15 protein-coding genes are annotated in these 18,853 nt (G+C 39.6%); 9 read left to right on the forward strand and 6 right to left on the reverse strand.

Features of this window, described 5'->3' with window-relative positions; all coding sequences use genetic code 11:
- Nucleotides 1–5 precede the first annotated feature (5 nt).
- The 5 genes from C4F49_RS13695 to C4F49_RS13715 form a co-directional block, all read right to left on the reverse strand.
- Nucleotides 6–3,521 carry a TonB-dependent receptor gene (locus C4F49_RS13695; RefSeq protein ID WP_196936409.1) on the reverse strand — a complete coding sequence of 1,172 codons (3,516 nt, stop codon included), beginning with the start codon at nucleotides 3,519–3,521 and terminating at the stop codon, nucleotides 6–8.
- A gap of 174 nt (nucleotides 3,522–3,695) precedes the next feature.
- Nucleotides 3,696–4,883 (reverse strand): FecR family protein, encoded by a 1,188-nt coding sequence (locus C4F49_RS13700; protein WP_196936410.1) that lies wholly within the window; start codon nucleotides 4,881–4,883, stop codon nucleotides 3,696–3,698.
- 57 nt (nucleotides 4,884–4,940) lie between these two features.
- Nucleotides 4,941–5,522, reverse strand: a complete 582-nt coding sequence (locus tag C4F49_RS13705) for an RNA polymerase sigma factor (protein ID WP_196936411.1) — start codon at nucleotides 5,520–5,522, stop codon at nucleotides 4,941–4,943.
- A 177-nt stretch (nucleotides 5,523–5,699) separates the two neighbouring features.
- On the reverse strand, nucleotides 5,700–6,599 hold the full coding sequence (locus C4F49_RS13710; protein ID WP_196936412.1) for a DUF6528 family protein: 900 nt from the start codon (nucleotides 6,597–6,599) through the stop codon (nucleotides 5,700–5,702).
- Nucleotides 6,600–6,610: 11 nt separating this feature from the next.
- Nucleotides 6,611–7,567, reverse strand: coding sequence for a hypothetical protein (locus C4F49_RS13715; protein WP_196936413.1), 957 nt, complete (start codon nucleotides 7,565–7,567; stop codon nucleotides 6,611–6,613).
- A 110-nt stretch (nucleotides 7,568–7,677) separates the two neighbouring features.
- Here C4F49_RS13715 and C4F49_RS13720 point away from each other — a divergent pair, with 110 nt between their 5' ends.
- Together C4F49_RS13720 and C4F49_RS13725 are read left to right on the forward strand one after the other, a co-directional pair.
- A complete protein-coding gene (locus C4F49_RS13720; RefSeq protein ID WP_196936414.1) occupies nucleotides 7,678–8,319 on the forward strand; it encodes an LA_2272 family surface repeat-containing protein in 642 nt (213 codons plus the stop codon).
- Nucleotides 8,320–8,323: 4 nt separating this feature from the next.
- Nucleotides 8,324–8,980, forward strand: coding sequence for a hypothetical protein (locus C4F49_RS13725; RefSeq protein WP_196936415.1), 657 nt, complete (start codon nucleotides 8,324–8,326; stop codon nucleotides 8,978–8,980).
- 69 nt (nucleotides 8,981–9,049) lie between these two features.
- Here the strand turns inward: C4F49_RS13725 and C4F49_RS13730 are convergent, their stop codons facing one another.
- Nucleotides 9,050–9,313, reverse strand: a complete 264-nt coding sequence (locus C4F49_RS13730; protein WP_196936416.1) for a hypothetical protein — start codon at nucleotides 9,311–9,313, stop codon at nucleotides 9,050–9,052.
- A gap of 369 nt (nucleotides 9,314–9,682) precedes the next feature.
- Here C4F49_RS13730 and C4F49_RS13735 point away from each other — a divergent pair, with 369 nt between their 5' ends.
- From C4F49_RS13735 to C4F49_RS13765, 7 genes are all read left to right on the forward strand, one after another.
- Nucleotides 9,683–10,393, forward strand: coding sequence for a DUF4198 domain-containing protein (locus C4F49_RS13735; protein WP_196936417.1), 711 nt, complete (start codon nucleotides 9,683–9,685; stop codon nucleotides 10,391–10,393).
- A 120-nt stretch (nucleotides 10,394–10,513) separates the two neighbouring features.
- Entirely contained in the window at nucleotides 10,514–12,829 is a 2,316-nt protein-coding gene (locus tag C4F49_RS13740) for a TonB-dependent receptor domain-containing protein (protein ID WP_196936418.1), read from the forward strand.
- A 34-nt stretch (nucleotides 12,830–12,863) separates the two neighbouring features.
- Complete coding sequence (locus C4F49_RS13745; protein WP_196936419.1) at nucleotides 12,864–14,078, forward strand: DUF4374 domain-containing protein; 1,215 nt, start codon at nucleotides 12,864–12,866, stop codon at nucleotides 14,076–14,078.
- 58 nt (nucleotides 14,079–14,136) lie between these two features.
- A complete protein-coding gene (locus C4F49_RS13750) occupies nucleotides 14,137–14,466 on the forward strand; it encodes a hypothetical protein (protein WP_196936420.1) in 330 nt (109 codons plus the stop codon).
- A gap of 2 nt (nucleotides 14,467–14,468) precedes the next feature.
- A complete protein-coding gene (locus C4F49_RS13755; RefSeq protein ID WP_196936421.1) occupies nucleotides 14,469–14,744 on the forward strand; it encodes a hypothetical protein in 276 nt (91 codons plus the stop codon).
- A 2-nt stretch (nucleotides 14,745–14,746) separates the two neighbouring features.
- On the forward strand, nucleotides 14,747–16,381 hold the full coding sequence (locus C4F49_RS13760) for a PepSY-associated TM helix domain-containing protein (RefSeq protein WP_196936422.1): 1,635 nt from the start codon (nucleotides 14,747–14,749) through the stop codon (nucleotides 16,379–16,381).
- 3 nt (nucleotides 16,382–16,384) lie between these two features.
- Nucleotides 16,385–18,814: a TonB-dependent receptor gene (locus C4F49_RS13765; RefSeq protein ID WP_196936423.1), complete on the forward strand. Its 2,430-nt coding sequence runs from the start codon at nucleotides 16,385–16,387 to the stop codon at nucleotides 18,812–18,814.
- The last annotated feature ends 39 nt before the right edge of the window (nucleotides 18,815–18,853 follow it).

Genomic DNA, 18,853 nt, shown 5'->3' on the forward strand with positions numbered 1-18,853 from the left:
CTGTGTTAGAATGAGATTTGAGCGCCGAATGAAATTACTTTTCCGACAGGATAGCTTCTGCCTGTATTGTCCGTCATGACTTGTTCAGGATCGATGTAATCCGTTTCAAGTTTCGTCCAGGTATGGAGATTCTCTCCGCTCATATAGACCCTGATCTTGTTGATCTTGACCTTATCTAACCATAAGCTCGGTAAAGCATATCCGATGGTCAGGTTCCTTAATTTTAAATACGAAAGGTCTTGCAGATACATGTCATTGTTCACCGAAAGTTCAGAGTTTTGGGCGGTATAGCCTCTTAAGAATGGGAAATAAGAGTCTGGATTTTCTGCCGACCATATCTTGTCCGGGAAATCGCTGGGAATAAAGGAATCATAAGGACGCGCATAGACCGACCAGAAGCCTTGAGCCTCTAAATTGGGGTACCAATGGCGCTTGCCGATGCCTTGTAAGAAAACGGAAGCATCGATGCCGTTCCAGTTTGCGCTCAAAGTCAGCCCATACGAATAGCGCGGTTGGCTATTTCCGATAATGCGGCGATCGCCAGGGTCGGAGAGGGTGTTGGTTCCGGCATTGATTATTCCGTCACCGTTCAGATCTTTGATTTTGATATCACCAGCTTGCAGCATTCTAAGCTCTGCAGTCGGAGCCTGAACTCTCCTGTGGTTAATCTGATCTTGGTTGACCGTTTTCGCATATTCTTGTGCCTCATCGGTTGTCTTAAAGAAACCATCGTAATGGTATCCCCATATTTCGCCCAATTGCTGGCCTTCGTAATAGGTATTCAATAAACCGGCAGGATTGCTGAACTTGGTGATCTCGGAGGTATAATCAGATAAAATACCTCGGATGCTGTAGTTGAATGGCTTGTTGCCTAGGTTAAAATGGTCTCTCCAGGTAACGCTCAGGTCAAATCCTTTTGTCCTTAGATCGGCTGCATTTTCCTGAGGTTCGGTCGCTCCAAATACGTCGGGCAGGGTTTGGGACACGCTCAGCATGCCAATCGTATTCCGCACGTAATAGTCAGCCTCGACCGCCAAACGATTGTTCATCATGTTAAAATCCAAACCGATGTTGCTGGTCGTGATTTTTTCCCAAGTCAATGAATTGGCAACCGGAGCAGGGTCATAAGTCGCATTCAATCGCTGTCCGTCGACCAAATACGAAACCTGGCCTGTGCCCATCGACGAAATGTAGGCATAGGTGCCAACCTCTTGATTGCCTAAGGAGCCATAGGAATACCTTAGCTTCAAGTTGTTTAAGATGGGTTTGATCGGTTCAAAGAACTGCTCCTCACTGATTCTCCATCCGGCAGAGAAGGAAGGAAAAAAGCCAAACCTGCTTGTCTTAGGAAAGCGAGAAGTTCCGTCATAGCGTCCGCTCGTTTCGAATAGATATTTTCCATCGTAATCATAGTTCAAGCGATAAAACCCACCGCGCACTGCCCATTCGTCCGATCCGCCTTGAAATTGTTTTTCTCCGATCACCAAGTCTAGGTCATTCAATGTTTCTGAAAGAAGTTCCTGCCCGATCCCGCCAATGCGTTTATAGATGCGATCTTCTTGGTTAAAACCCGCCATTGCGGTCAGGTTATGCTTATCAAAGCTTTTCTGATAATTCGCAAAAATATTGATGAAATGCCAGCTGTACTTAGCCATGTTCTCGGTCAGCTTATCTTGATTCAAAGCTCCGAGCGCTGAAAGCTCCATCACGCCGGGATATTTCGAATAATATTGCCTAGTCTGGCGATACGAATAATCCGAACGGTATTCTCGGTATGAATAGTTACCTGTCAAGCTCAAACCTTTGCCAAAATTGATTACGGCTTCAGTCTTGTTCGTAAATTCAGTCCCTCTCGAATAGCCTTTCATCGTTCCGCTCTCTAAGGCGTTGTGCAATCCATATCCGATCGGATAGCTGTTTATCCCGGAATATCCTGTCAATGTTCCATCTGGATTCCGAGGCACATACATGGCGTGGTAGTGATAAGTCGGACTGTTGCTTACATTGTTTGCAACTTGATTAAAGTTCGTTGCCAATCCATTCCAATCATAAGAAGACTTGAAAAAATGGGTGCTGTTGCTCACCGTTAACCAAGGCCTGATTTCCGAAGAAAGGTTAGATCGGAGATTATATCTTGAAAAATTATCGGGCTTGATGTTGAAGATTCCTTGCTCATCAGATTTTGCTCCTGATAACGAATAGGTTGTGTTGCCAGACTTTCCGGTGATGGAGATGTTGTGGTCATTTTTTGGACGGACATCATCATACAGGTAGTTGAACCAATCAAAGTTTGCATAATACCGATAGATGTCCCTGCCGCTGGCATCTTTTTTTGTGACGACCCAAGGTCTCGAAGGATCCTCAGTTTTATCATTCACTCGAGCTAGCAGTTCCTCATAATCTTCGTCGGTGTAGCGCGTTGCCCGATAGCCCAATGCATTGTACATCGCATCGTCATTTATTTTGGCGTTCCAGTAACCTGAAGTGATGTAGTCTGTGTTTGTCGCGTGCGTGGTATATCCAAAGTTAGCGGTGTAATCGATGGAAGTCTGCCCATCTTTGCTGCCTTTCTTCGTTGTCACTAGAATAACGCCGAAAGCACCCCTTGCACCATAAACGGCTGCTGCGGAGGCATCTTTGAGTACTGTTACCGATTCAACATCATTTACATTTACCCTGTCCAATGTTCCTAGGATACCATCAATCAAAATTAGAGGCCCGCCGCCATTGATCGATGTATTTCCGCGCACATTAACAGAACCGCTGGTGCCGGGCTGGCCAGAACCAAACACGACATTCAGGTTGGGAATGTTGCCTTGCAAGGCTTGAGTCAATTGCGTGATTGGGCGATCTTCAAATTCTTCACCTGATATTTGGCTGACAGCTCCAGTTAAGTTTACTTTTTTCTGCTCACCATAACCCACGACGACCACTTCATCCATTTCGCTCAGCGAGGGGATAAGCGTCGCATTGATTGTCGTCTGTTGGCCTATTGGGATTTCCTGTTTCTCGAAGCCAACGATAGAGAAGACAAGTATGGAAGAAGAATTTTTTAAGGTAATCGAATAATTCCCGAAATCATCAGTCATGGTACTGTTTTGACTGCCTTTCTCTGATACGGTCACATTCGCCAGTACTTCCCCTTTTTCATTTAGTATCTTTCCCTGGATGGTTCGCTGTTGGTTCCTTTCTTCTTCGATAGCGTTTTCTGAAGTAGGCAGCTTATCTTTCTTTTTATTCAGAATGATATTCTTATCCATTAACCGATATTCCAGGTTGTGGGAATGCAAGATGTCGTCTAGGAAATTTGTGACCGCTTGGTTCTTCACATTGATGTTTACCGTCCACGATGAAGGGATGAGCGAGCTGTCATACAGGATGTTGTATCCGCTTTGTTTCTGGATTTCTTTTAAAACAGTGGTTAGCTTGACATTGTTCTTATGTAAGGTTACCCGTTGTCCATAGGTAAAAGCGCTGACTTGCAAAATCCCTGTGAACATCAAAATTAGCGATAGCTTCATCGATAATAGTTTAGGTCTTATATATACAGTATCTATTAATACCGATATTTTATTTTTTTTATACATTTGTAATTCGGTTGGTTAATCGTAACAAGTTAATTTTCAATCGGAAGTCGTAAGACTTTATATCAGGGGCGGTCGCAACGCTCCTGATTTTCCTTTCCAAGTAGATTATTATTTCATGACTAAAATCCTCCTTCCATCGATTTTAAATCTAATTGATCCGGTCATTTCTATAGCATCTAGCACCTTATCGATCTGTTCATATTTTGAAACAGTACCCGTAAAATGAATATCATCCACCTTGCTCAGGTAGTCAATCTCTACATCATACCAGGCGGATAAAATGTCCATAACTTCATGGATCGATGCATTATCGAAAGCAAATGATCCGTTCTTCCAAGCGGTAATGTAGAATGGGTCGATCGCGATGATGTCTATGTTGTTCTTCTGCTCTTCGTAAATCGCTTGTTGGTTAGGCTTTAGCACGAATTTCTTCCCGTCTGCATAAGTTAGCCTAACTGAACCTTCCACCAGCGTGGTTCTGATTTTGTTATTCTTGCTTTGGATATTAAAGATCGTTCCTAGCACTTCCAGTTTTTGCGAACCTGTATTCACAATGAATGGCACATGATGTTGTTGAGATTGAATTTTGCTGACATCAAAATAAGCCTCGCCTTTTAGTTCGACCTCACGGCTTTCCTTGTCAAAATTCAATGGGTATTTAAGTTCGGAAGATGAGTTGACCCAAATCTTTGTGCCATCTGGAAGCACCAGGTGATATTCTCCAGCCTTCGGCGTGATTATGGTATTGTAGACAATTTGCTGATCTTTTAATTGGGGATCTAGCTGATAGGATAGGACGCCATCGATATCTTTTTGGATTGCATAGCCATCTAAATAGATGACTGTATCATTTTTTAAGGTTTCCAGATCGATAATAGTCCCATCATCCAAGACCACTTTTGCTTTGCTTCCTCCCGGAATGATTTCCGTTTTGGATAAGCTTAGGTCTGCTAATTCTTGCGATGATTGGTTCTTCATAAAGTAGAAACCGATTGTTGAGAAGAATAACAAACAGGCAGCGGCCGCAGAAAGCCAGTAGACGAGTCGGTGTTTAGTATTTTTTTGCGGAGCAATTACTTGTTGAACTTCCTTGTTCGAGAGGATGTTTTGAAAAATTTGATCGGAAGAGCTGATTTCAATCTCTTGCGAATCCGCTCCGAGCTCATCCACTATTTCAAGCAAAAATTCGTCGCTCGGATTATTTTTTAAATAATGCTTGAGCAGGTATAGGTCTTGATCAGAGATCGTGTGATTCTGAAATTGATTTATTAAGGCTTTTAATTTTTCTTTATTCAACGTTTTTGACTTTGTTAAAAGTATAAACGCTGAAGCATGGGGAGAAGGACTATCGGTTTATAAAAAAAATAGAAAAAAGATTAAGGAGTAGATTTTCTCTATTTTCCATTTTATCTTTTTCGAAGCAGAAATCAACTGGTTTTTTATTGTGTTTTTTGATACGCCCGATCGATCAGCAATTTCATGGTAGGAAAAACCTTCCAGTTTATTTAATCGATAAACTTCTTGTTCCTTGACAGAAAGCTCATTCATAGCAAGTTCCAATGTGCGAGACAGATCTGCAGCATGAATTTGCTCTTCGGTAATTCGACTCTCTTCACTCCATTCCTGAGCAAGGTGATCTCGGTATTTAGCCTTAACCACACGCTTGCGAAAATCAGAAATCATCATCCGTTTGCTGACAACAAAAAGATAAGGATACAATCCTGACGAATCTGTCAAGCTATCTCTTTTTAAAAACAATGTGGTAAAAACTTCCTGCACTAATTCTTCGCTATCTTCTCTGTTTTTTGTAAACGAATAGATATAATGAAAGATCGGTTTGTGAAATAGATCAAAGATCTTTCGGAAGACCGACGGATCTCCTTCTCTGAATTTCACAAATTCTTTTTCAGAAATTTCTGTTTTAAAGCGATTCATTTACCTCAATTAGCTTAGCTTGATAATTCAATAAAATTAGTCAATCAAGTTAACCAGCGTATTACAGAATGTTTAACTTATTGTTAATTTACAGTAGGCTGTTGATTGTTTTTATAATTGTAATCCGAAGCTAACGATAATCCTTTGCAAAATCAAGCATCTGCTAATTTGAAGCTATTATTTTGCCACTCTAACTTTATACAATTTGGTCGAGGGAATGTGTATTTTCCGTGTAGGATGCTGGCTATAGATGTTAAATGTCCACCAGCTTTCTTCTGCTTTGGTATATACCAAGGTATTGGTTATCGGGTCGAAATTGGCAGATTTCACATTTTCTATTTTTTTCAACGGTTCAAATTCTTCAAATGTATCCGCAACTACATTGTAGTTGAAAACTGAATGATGGGTAGATACCAATAGCCTGTCTTTATCGATTACAGAAAGATCATGTCCGCCTAAATCTGGAAGTTTTACCGTTTTTAATAGAGTCAATTCGACTTTGTTGCCTTTGTCAAACCCTACTTTGTACGTTCGAAGATTATCATAACCCAAAGCATACAGAACCTGCCTTTCTGCATCCCAGCTAACCCCATGGCCTGAATACAAAGAGTCTTTCGCCAGCACAAGTTCGGGTTTCGATCGATGGTAGATTTCCAAGCTGTTTCCTTTTGCGTGCGTCGAATTTGCGACAGCGATTAAGTTGTTGGAAAGAATTTCAGCAGAATGCGCCATTGGTGTTTGCGCGTAGAATTCAACCTTTTTGGTCTTAATGTCGACTATGCAGGTTGCCCCGCCTGAAGATGTAAGTAGTAATTTTGTATTGTTGTCGATCAATTTGCATTCATCCAATGGAACTAGCAGTTTCTGATAGTGAAGGGGAATCTGTTTTTCAGCTTCGCTGACCTTCCAATTCCACACGATCTGCGATTGCTGATCGCTTGCGTCGGGGTTGATGACTAATACTTCGTTTCCGCCGCATGCGACCCAAAAGCCTTTGGGAACCGCCTTGGTTATTTGCGCATTTAAATTTGTTGTCAATAACAGAACTAAGACTGCGAGTAGGCTTGATTTTTTCATACTTGATTTATTTATCCGAATTCATGTGCGGATACAATTTGATTTTTGTAGAAGTCTATCTTTTGATATGCCCGATTGAAGAAAATTTTCTTGTCGCGAGTGCCCGCTTTATTTAGCAGTTTAGAATTTTTTAACTGATGCTGGAAAAAATCAAACGCATTTTTGCAGGTATCCGTATCTTTTGTGATAAAATAGCCAAGCATCGTATACGGAACGAACAGTGATTTCTGATTCGCATCTGCGACCAAGACATTGTTATTGAGAATCAATAACTCGTGATAATATAAATGATACTGATCATTCTTCGGAACGCATTGATTTTCTATTTCGAAAATTAGTTCTTTCATGCTTTCGCAAAGTGCTTTTGCATTGTCGGATGATAGCAATCCAGATTGAAAAAAATAGACAATTTGTTGCAGGGTGCTATTGATCGTAGTGTCGTTCCAGATTTCATGCCTGTCCACATCTGAATAGAATGCCTTTAATTTTAAGCTGTTTTCTAAGGTCGGAGCTTTCAGTTCAAAGGATTCAAATGATTGGCTTTCACGTTCAAATTCAAGAAGATTTAGCCAGACAAAGAGCTTGAATTTGGATAATAAATTGGTATTTATCGTATAGAACAAGGGAATGTCTTTTGCCGAATAATAGACTGAAGTTTCTTTTGTTGCGGGATATTCGTTCAAGGATCTGATCGAACTTTCTAAATAATTCGAAAGATCTTGAAAACTTCGGATTTCCTTAGTTTTCTTCACCAACACACTTTCCTCTTCCTGAAAAACAGTATCCATCGAGATTCCAAAATGCTGTACCAGCAAAACTGCTTCATCAATCGAAAACTTGCTTTTCATCGAGATACGACGATGCGAGGCGTCATAACTGATATCCAACACAGCAGAAACTAGTTCAATCAATGAATTATTCTTTGCATTTTTTTTATGCATGGCTTGAATCAATAGTTCCTGATACATTCGTTCTGTTTTGTGATTATCACAAATATATCGAATAAGATTATTGTATTGCGCAATTTTCTTGACAAAAACCGCAATAGTTTTGTGTTGTCAATTAAAAGATAAACAACATGAAAACACTGCTTACAACTTTACTTATTGTATTCTGTTTGAATACGATATACGGACAGAAGAGAAAGATCTTTAGCCTGTCACCTATGACAGGCGATACCGAACAAGTCAACGGGCTTGTTGTCGGGGTCGGTCATTTTCAAGAAAGTCAATACGTCCAACGAGTCAACGGGATCAATATCGATTTGATGGTGCTGTCGCCGATGGTAGTTCTCTATAGCCTAGATGGAAAACATTCGGAGGAACGGACAGGATTGAAATTAATTTCGAATGGATTGAACCTAGCTGTTGGGGGGTATATGGAAGGAACTGTGCATAATGGATTGAGTTTCGCGATGTACAATTTTTCGGATAAAATAAATGGTTTGAGCGTGAATGCGACTTATAATCGAGTCGTGAGCATGAATGGATTGCATATTTCGGGTTTCGGAAACTTTTCTGAATCTGCACATGGAATCAACATCGGCATCTCGAACCGAAATGACTACATGAAAGGTATTCAGCTTGGAGTTTATAACGCGTCAACAGATTTCACAGGCTTACAGATTGGCATTTATAATAAAACCAACGCGCTGAGCGGATTGCAATTAGGTTTTTGGAATAAGAACGGAAGCCGAAGTTTACCATTTATCAATTTTTAACCTTATGAAAGTCATACTACTATTAACCGTCTTAGGATTAATGACTCAATCGCTTCTCGCGCAGGAGCTGGATACCATTGATAATAAATTTGGATACCGCAATCAATTTGAGTTTGTCGAAGTGGAAGGCGGGCTGACCATTCCGATTGGAAATTTAAAGAACACAATGAATGTTTCGCCGAATGTTGGATTATGGATACGAAAGCAATTAGCGAATAATACGATACGAAGTTTTGGCTTTAGCGTAAATTTTCCAAAGCGAAAAGATTTTAGCTATGCGAACGCTGATTTTATAAGCCATACGAAATCATTTTCTGGAATGGTTGGCCTAAAAATGGACAAGGTTTACGCAATCAATAAAAGAAAATACATTGACTTACAGTGGAGTTCGGTCTTGGGTTATGGATTTTACTTTTATGATGATGCCAGAGCAAGGGCAGACTATGCAGAATGGCCAGCGGATAAAAAGGAGGCAGAGGATAAGCCTTCGTTTGTTAAACCGTTCAGTACATTTCATCTAGGCCAAGGACTTCAGTTACGCATTCGGGACTTTGGGATTCAAGCTCGCTATAATTATTCGCCTTATTCGCTATTTACAAATACAATTGATGGGAGTTTTGGAGCGCATAGCGTGACTGTAGGTTTGTTCTATAGACAGTGATCAAGCATGCGTGCCGACTCCTTTTTGCTTTTGATGTGAAGTCAAATAAAATCAGCGAGCAGGCTGATTTTATTTGACTTTTTTAATCTGATGGGCATGTATTTTATATGCATCGATTATCTTTTTTATTTCATTAATTCTCAACGATAGCTGTTGGAATAGGGGCGTGCTTGATAACTGATTGATCAAGGATTCCGTTTTGTGGATAAACTCATCATTGATGCATTCTTCATGTTCGTGTATAGAATGAGCTTGGACTTTGTGCAGTTGGTTCTTAGGGGTCCTAATTTTTTTGACGGCAATTCTTTTTTTGCCAATGACATGATTTTTCATGGTTTTCTACTTTAAGGTAAATAGATAGATAAAGATAACCAGAAATTGATATTTTCCTTAATTTATTGATATTAAATTATTTGAGTCAATGAAAAAGAACTTTAATATTCGTTAATAAATCATATGCGTAAGTTATTAATGCGCGAATTCGTTCTTCTTTTTAGCACAACTAGATTTTAGATTTGGAAAGATTTAAACTACTTGCTGAATTATTCGTTCGGTCTAACAAAAGAATTTGTGTTCGACCATAGCTATTTCTTTATTGCTTTAAAGGAGAGGAGTTTTTAAATAAAAGTGAAATTTTTGTTTTGACGAATTAGATAAAGTACTATATTTGCCCTGTTGTTTATAATTAGTCTAAATAAAATAATGAAATACTGGAAACCACTTTTTACGTTGTTGTTACTATGGATAACAAGTGTAAACTTAGCAGAAGCACATGCCATTTGGATAGAGGCTTCACCTATTGCTAACAAAAATCAACCCCAAACAGTAAAAATCTTTTACGGCGAATACGCGAATGCCGAAATTGAACCTACGCAAGATTGGTACTCTGATTTGAAGACCATTGAAGTTTGGTTAATCAGCCCTAGCCAAAAGAAAACAAAACTTACCTTATCCGATCAAAAGACATTTCTTCAAGCTGAATTTACACCGGAAGAAGACGGAACTTATTTTGTGTCTACTGAACATGCAGCCAAAGATCTTGGCGGACAAAGCAAATACGTTTTTTCTTCGGTAATTCCTGTTCAAGTTGGAAAGTCTCCTTCACAAGTAAAGCCTGCATCTGCTTTAGCTGTTACCGCTCAAGCAAAAACGTTCACATTGAAAGATGATGTTACCTTGCAGGTGACTGCAAAAGGTATTGCGGCAGCAAATGCTGAAGTGTTGGTGATGTCAGCTTCCGGATGGAGCAAAACGTTCAAAACTGATCAAAACGGAACTATCAATTTTAAACCGCTATGGAAAGGAAACTATGTCATAGAAACTTCTACTTACCAAGAACAAGCTGGAAAATGGAACGATAAGGGCCATACACATGTATGGCAAGGATCAACAACATTTATTCAGGTCAAATAAATTAATAAATAGCGCCACCTAGAAACGGCAATTTCTAGAGTGGCGCCTTTAAAATCTAAAAAATTAGATTCACCATGCATACTTTAAAAAGTATGCTCTTCTAACGGAAATTAAAAGAGAATGCAATTTACGAAAATTTGGGCAATAGTTGCTCTACTTTGTTGCGTGCTAACGAGCTACGCACAGGAACAATCAACCACACTAAAGGGGATAATTTATTTAGGCAATCAGCCTTTACACGGTGCTACGATTAGCATTAACGGTCAGAAGACAATTTCAGACGAACGTGGAGCCTATCAGTTTAAAGCGCTAAAGCAAAAAACGGTGGATGTCGTGATTACGGCTATCGGTGCGGAAACATTTAACAAAAATCTAAATTTAACTTTAGGTACGGCCAATACACATAATTTCACTTTAACGAAATCGAATAAGGAAATCGACGAAGTTGAGGTATTGGGAATTACCAAAGTGCAGGAAGTAAATCGTCAGGCATACAATGTCACTGCAATCGATGCAACTAAATTATACAATACGACCTTGAATATCGCTGGTGCATTGGATAAAGTTGCTGGAGTTCGTGTTCGTGAGTCGGGAGGAGTTGGATCAAACTTCAACTTATCTCTTAATGGCTTCTCAGGGGAACACGTTCGTTATTTTGTGGATGGTGTCCCAATGGATAATTTTGGTTCATCTTTTCAAATCAATAACATTCCAATCAATTTAGCCAACCGCGTGGAAGTTTATAAAGGCGTAGTTCCAATGTGGTTAGGTTCCGATGCGTTGGGTGGCGCAATCAATATTGTTACCGATGACCGCTTTCGCAATTTCGTCGATGCATCGTACAGTTACGGTTCGTTCAACACACATAGAACAGCGATTAATGCGGCTGCAACGACAAAGAATGGGTTGACGTTCCAATTAAATGCTTTCCAGAATTATTCGGATAACAATTACAAAGTAACTGTTGAGGCGGCTGATATTTATACAGGTGCTTATGAGCGCGATGCAGTTGTTGAACGTTTCCATGATAAATACCACAATGAATCAGTGATTGCGCAAGTTGGTTTTGTCGACAAAAGCTTTGCGGATCGTTTGTTAGTCGGCGTAATCTTAGGACAGAATTACAAGGAAATCCAAACAGGCGCGCGCATGCGTTCGGTATTTGGACAATGGCACCGTCGAGGTTCGACTGTAATGCCTACGTTAAAATATAAGAAAACGGATATTATCAAAGGATTGGATTTGATTTTGAATGCCAATTACAACTTGGGTAAAGAACAAAATATTGATACGGTCAATGTGCGTTACGATTGGTACGGAACTTCAAAACCAAATGGTACAAACGGTGAGCGTGCAAGACAGCACTACATCTATAAAAATAACGAAGGACTTGCGACAGCAAATTTAAACTACCGTTTAAACGATAACCATAGCATCGCATTGAGCAATGTATTTTCAACATTCAACCGCAAAGGCCATGATGAACTGAACCCTACAAATGCGACCTATGAACTTCCTCAAAAAACAAACAAGAATATCTTAGGACTAGGATATACCTATGGCGTCCGTGATGTATGGACGACAACCGTTTTTGGAAAGCTTCTTACCCAAAATAATGAAAGCGGTACACAAGACACGACTCATAACCGATTCGGATATGGTTTAGCTTCTGCCTATTACATCAGGCCTAATTTACAGATTAAAGCCTCGTACGAATTGACAAACCGCATGCCTACACCGTACGAAATGTTTGGTGACGTGGAGAATCAAGAAGCCAATGGAAATCTTCGACCTGAGAAAAGCCATAATGTCAACTTGGGCGCAAACTACAATTTCTCTCTTGAAGAAGATCACCGTTTTGTTGTCGGATCAAGCTTGATTTATCGCTATGCAAGTGACTTTATCTATAACCGATTGAATAACAACCAGTCTAAATTAGTCGCGGATAACAGAGAAGGTGTTGAAACTTGGGGAGCAGATGCTGACGCGAGATACTCCTACAAAAACTGGCTGACTGTTGGCGGTTCGATTACCTACCAATATTTGCAAAATAAGCAGAAGTATGAACCTAATTATTCAAAAGTAAGTCCTTTGTACAATGATCAAATGCCTAATATTCCTTATTTATTCGGGCACGCTGATGCTTCGGTGATTTTCAACGATTTTTTGAATAAAGGAAATACCTTAAATGTGGGTTACAACTTATTGTATGTGCATGAATTCTATTTGTATTGGCCAAGCAGAGGTGGACAAAAATTAGTTGTTCCTCAACAGTTCACACATGATTTCAATCTTGTATACAGTTTGGCAGATAGCCGCTACAACATTGGCTTCGAAGCGAAAAATGTGACTAACGCTAAAGTGTATGACAACTTTAGCTTGCAAAAACCAGGACGAGCTTTTTATGTTAACCTGCGTTATTTTATCAGTAAATAAAAATTGAAGATCGATCGATCAAAAGAATTTAAGAATGAAAACAAATTTTAAAACTATAGTACTTGCGCTCATCACACTATCTGCATTTAATTCATGTAAAAAAGATGACGTAGGTCCACCGAATTATGGAAATTACATCGTTGCTGTTTCTCCGATTGCATCAACAGGTGTTGCAGATTATTTGCTGACAGCAGAAAGTTTGGAAGAAGGTTCAATATCGACGCGAGGTCATGGTGTGGAACAAGATGGGACTTACCGCTATTACATGACGGCGAATAACAAATTCTTCTCTATGTTATATGGACAAGGAAATCCTGGCGCAGTGACAACTTATGAAATCACGAATGGAAGTTTGAATAAAGTTTCGGATTTTCAATCCGAAACAGTACAAGCATTTGCTCCCGTGAATGATGATATTTTAATGATGAAGATTTCAAGAAGCATCACCAATAAGTTGACGAATTTCTACATTGTCAATACGAATAGCCTATTGATTACTTCGGAAGGAACGGTCAACAATCAGATTCCTTCCGGCAATGGCGAATTGGCACACTTTACTTGGATTAGGCAATTTGGCGACAAAGTTTTTGCTCCATACATGTCGGTTAAAGGATGTTGTGGCGACGCTTTCGCGACAGCTTATCCGGATAGTTCTTGGATTGCAGTCTATTCTTATCCAGAAATGAAATTGGAAAAAGTGATCAAAGATGACCGCACAAGTTACATCGGACGTTATTTTGTTGATGGAACAGCGGTTGATGAGAAAGGCGATCTTTATGCATTTTCATCTTCTACAGCAACAAGCGGAGGTAAAATCACCAGCACAAAACCTTCAGCGATCGTAAGGATCAATAAAGGTACGACCGAATATGACATGAGTTTTTATTTAAACTTCGAGGAACTATCTGGAGGATTTAATGTGACGAATTGGTTCTACATCGGACAAGGAAACTTTATTGTCTTAATGACGGAGAAAAATGAAAAAGGAGAATATACAGCAGGATTTAATTTTGGAGTCGTGAACGTGTATGATAAAACCTTTAAGAAAGTGACAGGATTGCCAAACTCTAGCGAAATCAATAACGTGACAGCAACCAATTATTCGAGTTTGAACGGAAGCGGACATGTTGGTTTGACTTTGAAAGAAGGAACGAGTTTCGTGTATAAAATTGATGCTGCTACCGGCGTTGCCACACAAGGCCTACGTGTTGAAGGCGGAACAATTACTGCAATTTCAAAATTAAATTAAATCATATAACACGAGCATCGTTGACTGTTTGCAGACAACGATGCTTTTCTTTTTAATTATGCTAAGTACAATCTTCTTTCTGTTTTTCTTTGGTTTTTTTCTTTGGTACAACAGTTCCAAAAAGGCACGCTGGAAAACAAAATCTAATTTTTTAACAGCTTTAGAAAAGGATGAAAAACTTTCGAAAGCCTACGTAGCAATTATTTTTTTGATTGCAACCGCACTATGCATTTTTCAGTTAGGATGGATGAGCGGTATTATGGCTGCCATTTGCGCGATTATGGCAATGGGCTCGCTGATTGTTCTTGTTTTCCCTTTTAACTACATACGCTTGCCTCAATTAATCGGCTTGTATGTTGTCTGCTTAATTTTAGAATTCACCATTTAATTATGCCTGCTAATAAAAAATATTTAACCAAATCTGGCTGGATCCGTTTATTGCGAATTCTCGCTGGAACAATCGGCGGTTATGCGGTCATGTTCAGCGCGCATTTATTGCTTGCCAAAATCTTTCCGCAAAAAAATGTGATTATTACCTCATTCATCACCGGATATATCCTTTGGGCATTTCTATTGCTTTGGGCATTTATCTGTCCGAATGTTTGGAAAGTTTGGCTCGTGTATACTGCGCTTACTCTTTTATTTTTAATTCCCTATTTCATCTAATTATGGATCTTAGAAAATACAATGTTTATTTCCATACCCATACGATTAGTGGGATTATTATTTGTGCGTTATTGTACGTCATCTTTTTTGCAGGCTCCTTTTCTTTCTTTCGGGATGAAATTTCGGCTTGGCAGAATAATACTTCGTATGTTGCAGGAAAGAATGAAGTAAAACAGGATTTTAATTATATCCTAGATTCTCTTTCACAAAAGCACAACTTAAGGGGTCGCGATTTTGATTTTTACGTGCAACGTCACCAGATGGGAACTTATGTGAACATGAGCATTTCTCATGATACCACAATCAGTAAAGTTCCTGTGAAAAAAGAAGGCGGACGAAGAGGACGCGGGCGCGGAAATAATGAAGATTCTGCTTATTTTCAATATGATTTTCAAAGCAAGACCACTTCAGATTATAGTTCATCTTATGACATGGGTGAATTTCTTTACCGCTTGCATTTCTTGGCGCAGCTTAATCAGGTGCCGATCCGCATTGGAACGCCTTTCGGATATTTAGTAGCTGGCATTGTGTCCTTTCTATTCCTTTTTGCTTTAATTACCGGTCTGTTTTTGCACTGGGACAAAATCAAATCTAACTTTTTTGTTTTTCGGCCTTTCAGTAAATGGAAAACAGTTTGGACAGATATTCACACGGCTTTAGGCGTGATCGGATTTCCATTTCAATTTGTTTTTGCCGTGACTGGAATTGTGCTGATTGTCAATTTTGCATTAATTACGCCCTACAGCAAAGTGCTGTATGAGGGCGATAGCGAGAAATTATACCAGGATTTAGAATATTCTTCTGGCGAGAGTTATCCGTATTCTTACAAGGAACTAAAAACATATTTTAACCTGAATCAGTTGCTTGCAGATATTGAAGCCGATTGGGCACCGACGAAATTGGCGCGCATGCACATCAAGAATTATCAGGATGAAAACATGCACGTCTTAGTGGAAACCAAACCGGATCCGAAGCATAATTTCGCGGGATCTGGCAAACTGGTTTATCGCGTAAAAGATCAGCAGATTTTACTTGAGAAAGCTCCCAATACGGAATCATCCTACATTGACCATGTCAAAGCATTGATCTATCACCTGCACTTTGGAGATTTCGGTGGAAAACCTGTGCGCGTTATCTTTTTTGTTTTAGGGATTATGGGCTGCGTGGTGATCATTTCAGGGATTTTAATCTGGTTAGTTGCTCGTGAGAAACCGAATATTCCAGCGTATAAGAAAAAGTTTAATTTTTGGCTTGCCAATATCTTTATGGCCGCTTGTCTGGCAATGCTTCCCGTGACTGCTTTTACCTTTATTCTAGTCAAGATTTTTCCGGATGCTACGCAATCAGACATGTATAACTGGTATTTTTATTCTTGGCTGATTTTAGGCTTGTATTTTATTGTACGGAGAAGTATTGCATTAACAAATCGTCAGTCACTTATTTTGTCGGCTATCTTATGTTTAGGAGTTCCGATCGCCAATGGCATTTTCGGGCACAACTGGATTTGGCAAACCTTTCAGTCAGAAGCTTTTGATATCCTGCTGATTGATTTGCTATTTCTGATATTGAGCATAGTATCAGTCATTATCTATTTTAAAATTAGAAAACACGCCTACAATCAAGGCGTAAAAAAATAAATCTTGAAAAATTCTAGTTACATTTTATCATTGATTTCACTTTTACTGTGGAACATGCATAGCATTGCGCAGCAAAAAAATAATGTCGAGGGCAGGGTCATCGATGAAAATCAGCAAGCAATACAGTTTGCGACAATATCGCTGTTCGATGCAAAAAACACCTTGTTAAGAACTGAAATAAGTGATTCGACAGGTGTGTATCAATTTGCGAATTTGACTGAAGGTAATTATTCAGTTAGTGTTAGCAAAATGGGCTTTCAAACAGCTGATCAGCTAGCAATAACGGTTTTGGGTTCAGCCCAAAAACTAAATGATATTGTATTGCAATCTTCATCCATTACAATTGAATCTGCCGTTGTGCAGCGAAAAGTTCCTTTGATTCAGCAAAAAATCGACCGCTTGGTTGTGAACGTTGCTGCTTCGCTGATGGCTGAAGGAAATACAGCATTGGATATATTGGAACAATCGCCAGGTGTACATGTGGATGATGATGGCAATGTTTCGCTGAGAGGAAAGGCTGGGGTATCGATTATGCTGAATGGGAAATTGACCTACATGTCGCAGAAGGATCTGACAAATTTATTGCGCAGCACCCCATCATCGAATATACAAACGATTGAAATCATTGCGAATCCTTCGGCAAAGTATGATGCGGCAGGCACAGCGGGAATTATTGATATCAAGCTGAAAAACCAAACCGTCGTCGGAACGAATGGAACTGTGTTCGCGACAGCAGGAGCGGGGCGAAAACTTCGCTATGCTTCGGGCTTTACACTGAATAATCGTTCGGAAAAATTTAATATTTTCGGTAATTACACGCACAGTTATCGTGGAGAATCTGAAACGTTTTCTTTTATCCGGAATTTCTACAACGGTGGAAATCTGGATAAAACTTCGACACAGGAATCCACAACGGAAGAGCCTTTGTATATTAATAATTTTAGGCTTGGAACTGATTATTATGCTTCCGAAAGTTTAGTTTTAGGGATAGCTGCTTCTGGGAATATCGGAAGTTATGAGAACAAAAACCATTCGTCCAATCGCATCAGGAATACCTCAAATGAGTTATTATCGGATGCATTAACCGATAATAACAGCAAGGATGTGTGGAATAGCTACCAGGTTAGCGCGACGCTAAATAAGGAGTTCGAAAAAGAAGGACAAGAGTTGTCTGCTGAACTGTTTTATTCGGGCAATAACTATGACGGAAATCAACGTCTGTTTACCGATTTCGCAGCTCTAAGCGATGCAGATCCTGTCATTAAATCGTATCGAAAATCCGTTATCGAATCGTTCACGAAAGTATGGATGGGCAAGGTTGATTATGTACAGCCATTGAACGAGAAATCTATGCTAGACTTTGGATGGAAAAGTTCCTTCGTCAATGCGGATAACAGCGTTCTTTATGATACTTTAAAAAATGAAGAATGGGTATACGATGCTTCGAGTTCAAACCATTTTGTGTATGATGAGCAGATCCATGCGGCTTACGCAAATTATAAATTAACTGTTGGAAAGTTCGAACTTCAAGCAGGCCTTCGTGCAGAATATACAAAGACTGCCGGCCATCAGTTGACGATTGATTCTTTGGTCAAACGAGATTATCTTCAGCTGTTTCCAAGTTTGTTTTTGAAACAGTCCATCGGTGAAAATCAGCATCTTCATTTCAATTACAGCAGAAGGGTCGAGCGTCCAGATTATTATGACTTGAATCCATTTCGTTTTTATCGCGATCCATCGGTTTTCTACGAAGGAAATCCATTTCTACAAGCCGAAACGACACATTCATTTGAAATGGGATATGGACACGGAAGTATGCTGAATGCGGCTGTGTTTTATCGACGCACCGATCACGTCATTGCCGATTTAATTACGCAGATTGACGCCACGACAACGACGATTCTTCGTCCCGAAAACATCAACAAATTAAGTAATTATGGCTTCACGATTGCTTCAACTCTTGAACCTGTCCGAATTTGGTCTACGAATAATTTTGTGACCTTGTATAAAAACAATTATGATGGACAATCTCAGGGGACAGATTTTCAGAATGGTTTAGTTTCGTTGACGGCAAATTCCATCAATACATTTCGTCTGCCGAAAGCTTTTTCTGTGGAATTGACCGGAAATTATCAAACCAAAACTGCTTATGGACAGTTCGTCCGCGATCCATTCTATACTGTTTCTGCGGGCATCCAAAAAGGAATCATGAACAATACTTTTCATTTTAAACTAGCTTGCCAGGATCTTTTTAAAACTGCGACCTATGCGCGTGCAGTTCAGTTTGAAAACATCAATATATACCAAAATACAAACCTCGACAGCCGGATTATTAATTTTACGGTTACCTACAAATTTGGACGTTCTGATATTTCGCAACGAAAATCAAATTCAGACGATGATATTCAAAACCGCATTCGAGGAGCGGGCTAGGACAGCAAAACTTTGCTAGATGGATAGCAAAACTTCGTT

This window comes from Sphingobacterium hungaricum (assembly GCF_015210005.1).
In the GTDB taxonomy this organism is placed as follows: Bacteria; Bacteroidota; Bacteroidia; order Sphingobacteriales; family Sphingobacteriaceae; genus Sphingobacterium; species Sphingobacterium hungaricum.

What these genes read in the sequence shown, in the direction of transcription:
- C4F49_RS13695 (WP_196936409.1), bottom strand. Translation starts at nt 3,521, where the DNA reads ATGAAGCTATCGCTAATTTTGATGTTCACAGGGATTTTGCAAGTCAGC.
- C4F49_RS13705 (WP_196936411.1), bottom strand. Translation starts at nt 5,522, where the DNA reads ATGAATCGCTTTAAAACAGAAATTTCTGAAAAAGAATTTGTGAAATTC.
- C4F49_RS13710 (WP_196936412.1), bottom strand. Translation starts at nt 6,599, where the DNA reads ATGAAAAAATCAAGCCTACTCGCAGTCTTAGTTCTGTTATTGACAACA.
- C4F49_RS13715 (WP_196936413.1), bottom strand. Translation starts at nt 7,567, where the DNA reads ATGTATCAGGAACTATTGATTCAAGCCATGCATAAAAAAAATGCAAAG.
- C4F49_RS13720 (WP_196936414.1), top strand. Translation starts at nt 7,678, where the DNA reads ATGAAAACACTGCTTACAACTTTACTTATTGTATTCTGTTTGAATACG.
- C4F49_RS13725 (WP_196936415.1), top strand. Translation starts at nt 8,324, where the DNA reads ATGAAAGTCATACTACTATTAACCGTCTTAGGATTAATGACTCAATCG.
- C4F49_RS13730 (WP_196936416.1), bottom strand. Translation starts at nt 9,313, where the DNA reads ATGAAAAATCATGTCATTGGCAAAAAAAGAATTGCCGTCAAAAAAATT.
- C4F49_RS13735 (WP_196936417.1), top strand. Translation starts at nt 9,683, where the DNA reads ATGAAATACTGGAAACCACTTTTTACGTTGTTGTTACTATGGATAACA.
- C4F49_RS13740 (WP_196936418.1), top strand. Translation starts at nt 10,514, where the DNA reads ATGCAATTTACGAAAATTTGGGCAATAGTTGCTCTACTTTGTTGCGTG.
- C4F49_RS13745 (WP_196936419.1), top strand. Translation starts at nt 12,864, where the DNA reads ATGAAAACAAATTTTAAAACTATAGTACTTGCGCTCATCACACTATCT.
- C4F49_RS13750 (WP_196936420.1), top strand. Translation starts at nt 14,137, where the DNA reads ATGCTAAGTACAATCTTCTTTCTGTTTTTCTTTGGTTTTTTTCTTTGG.
- C4F49_RS13755 (WP_196936421.1), top strand. Translation starts at nt 14,469, where the DNA reads ATGCCTGCTAATAAAAAATATTTAACCAAATCTGGCTGGATCCGTTTA.
- C4F49_RS13760 (WP_196936422.1), top strand. Translation starts at nt 14,747, where the DNA reads ATGGATCTTAGAAAATACAATGTTTATTTCCATACCCATACGATTAGT.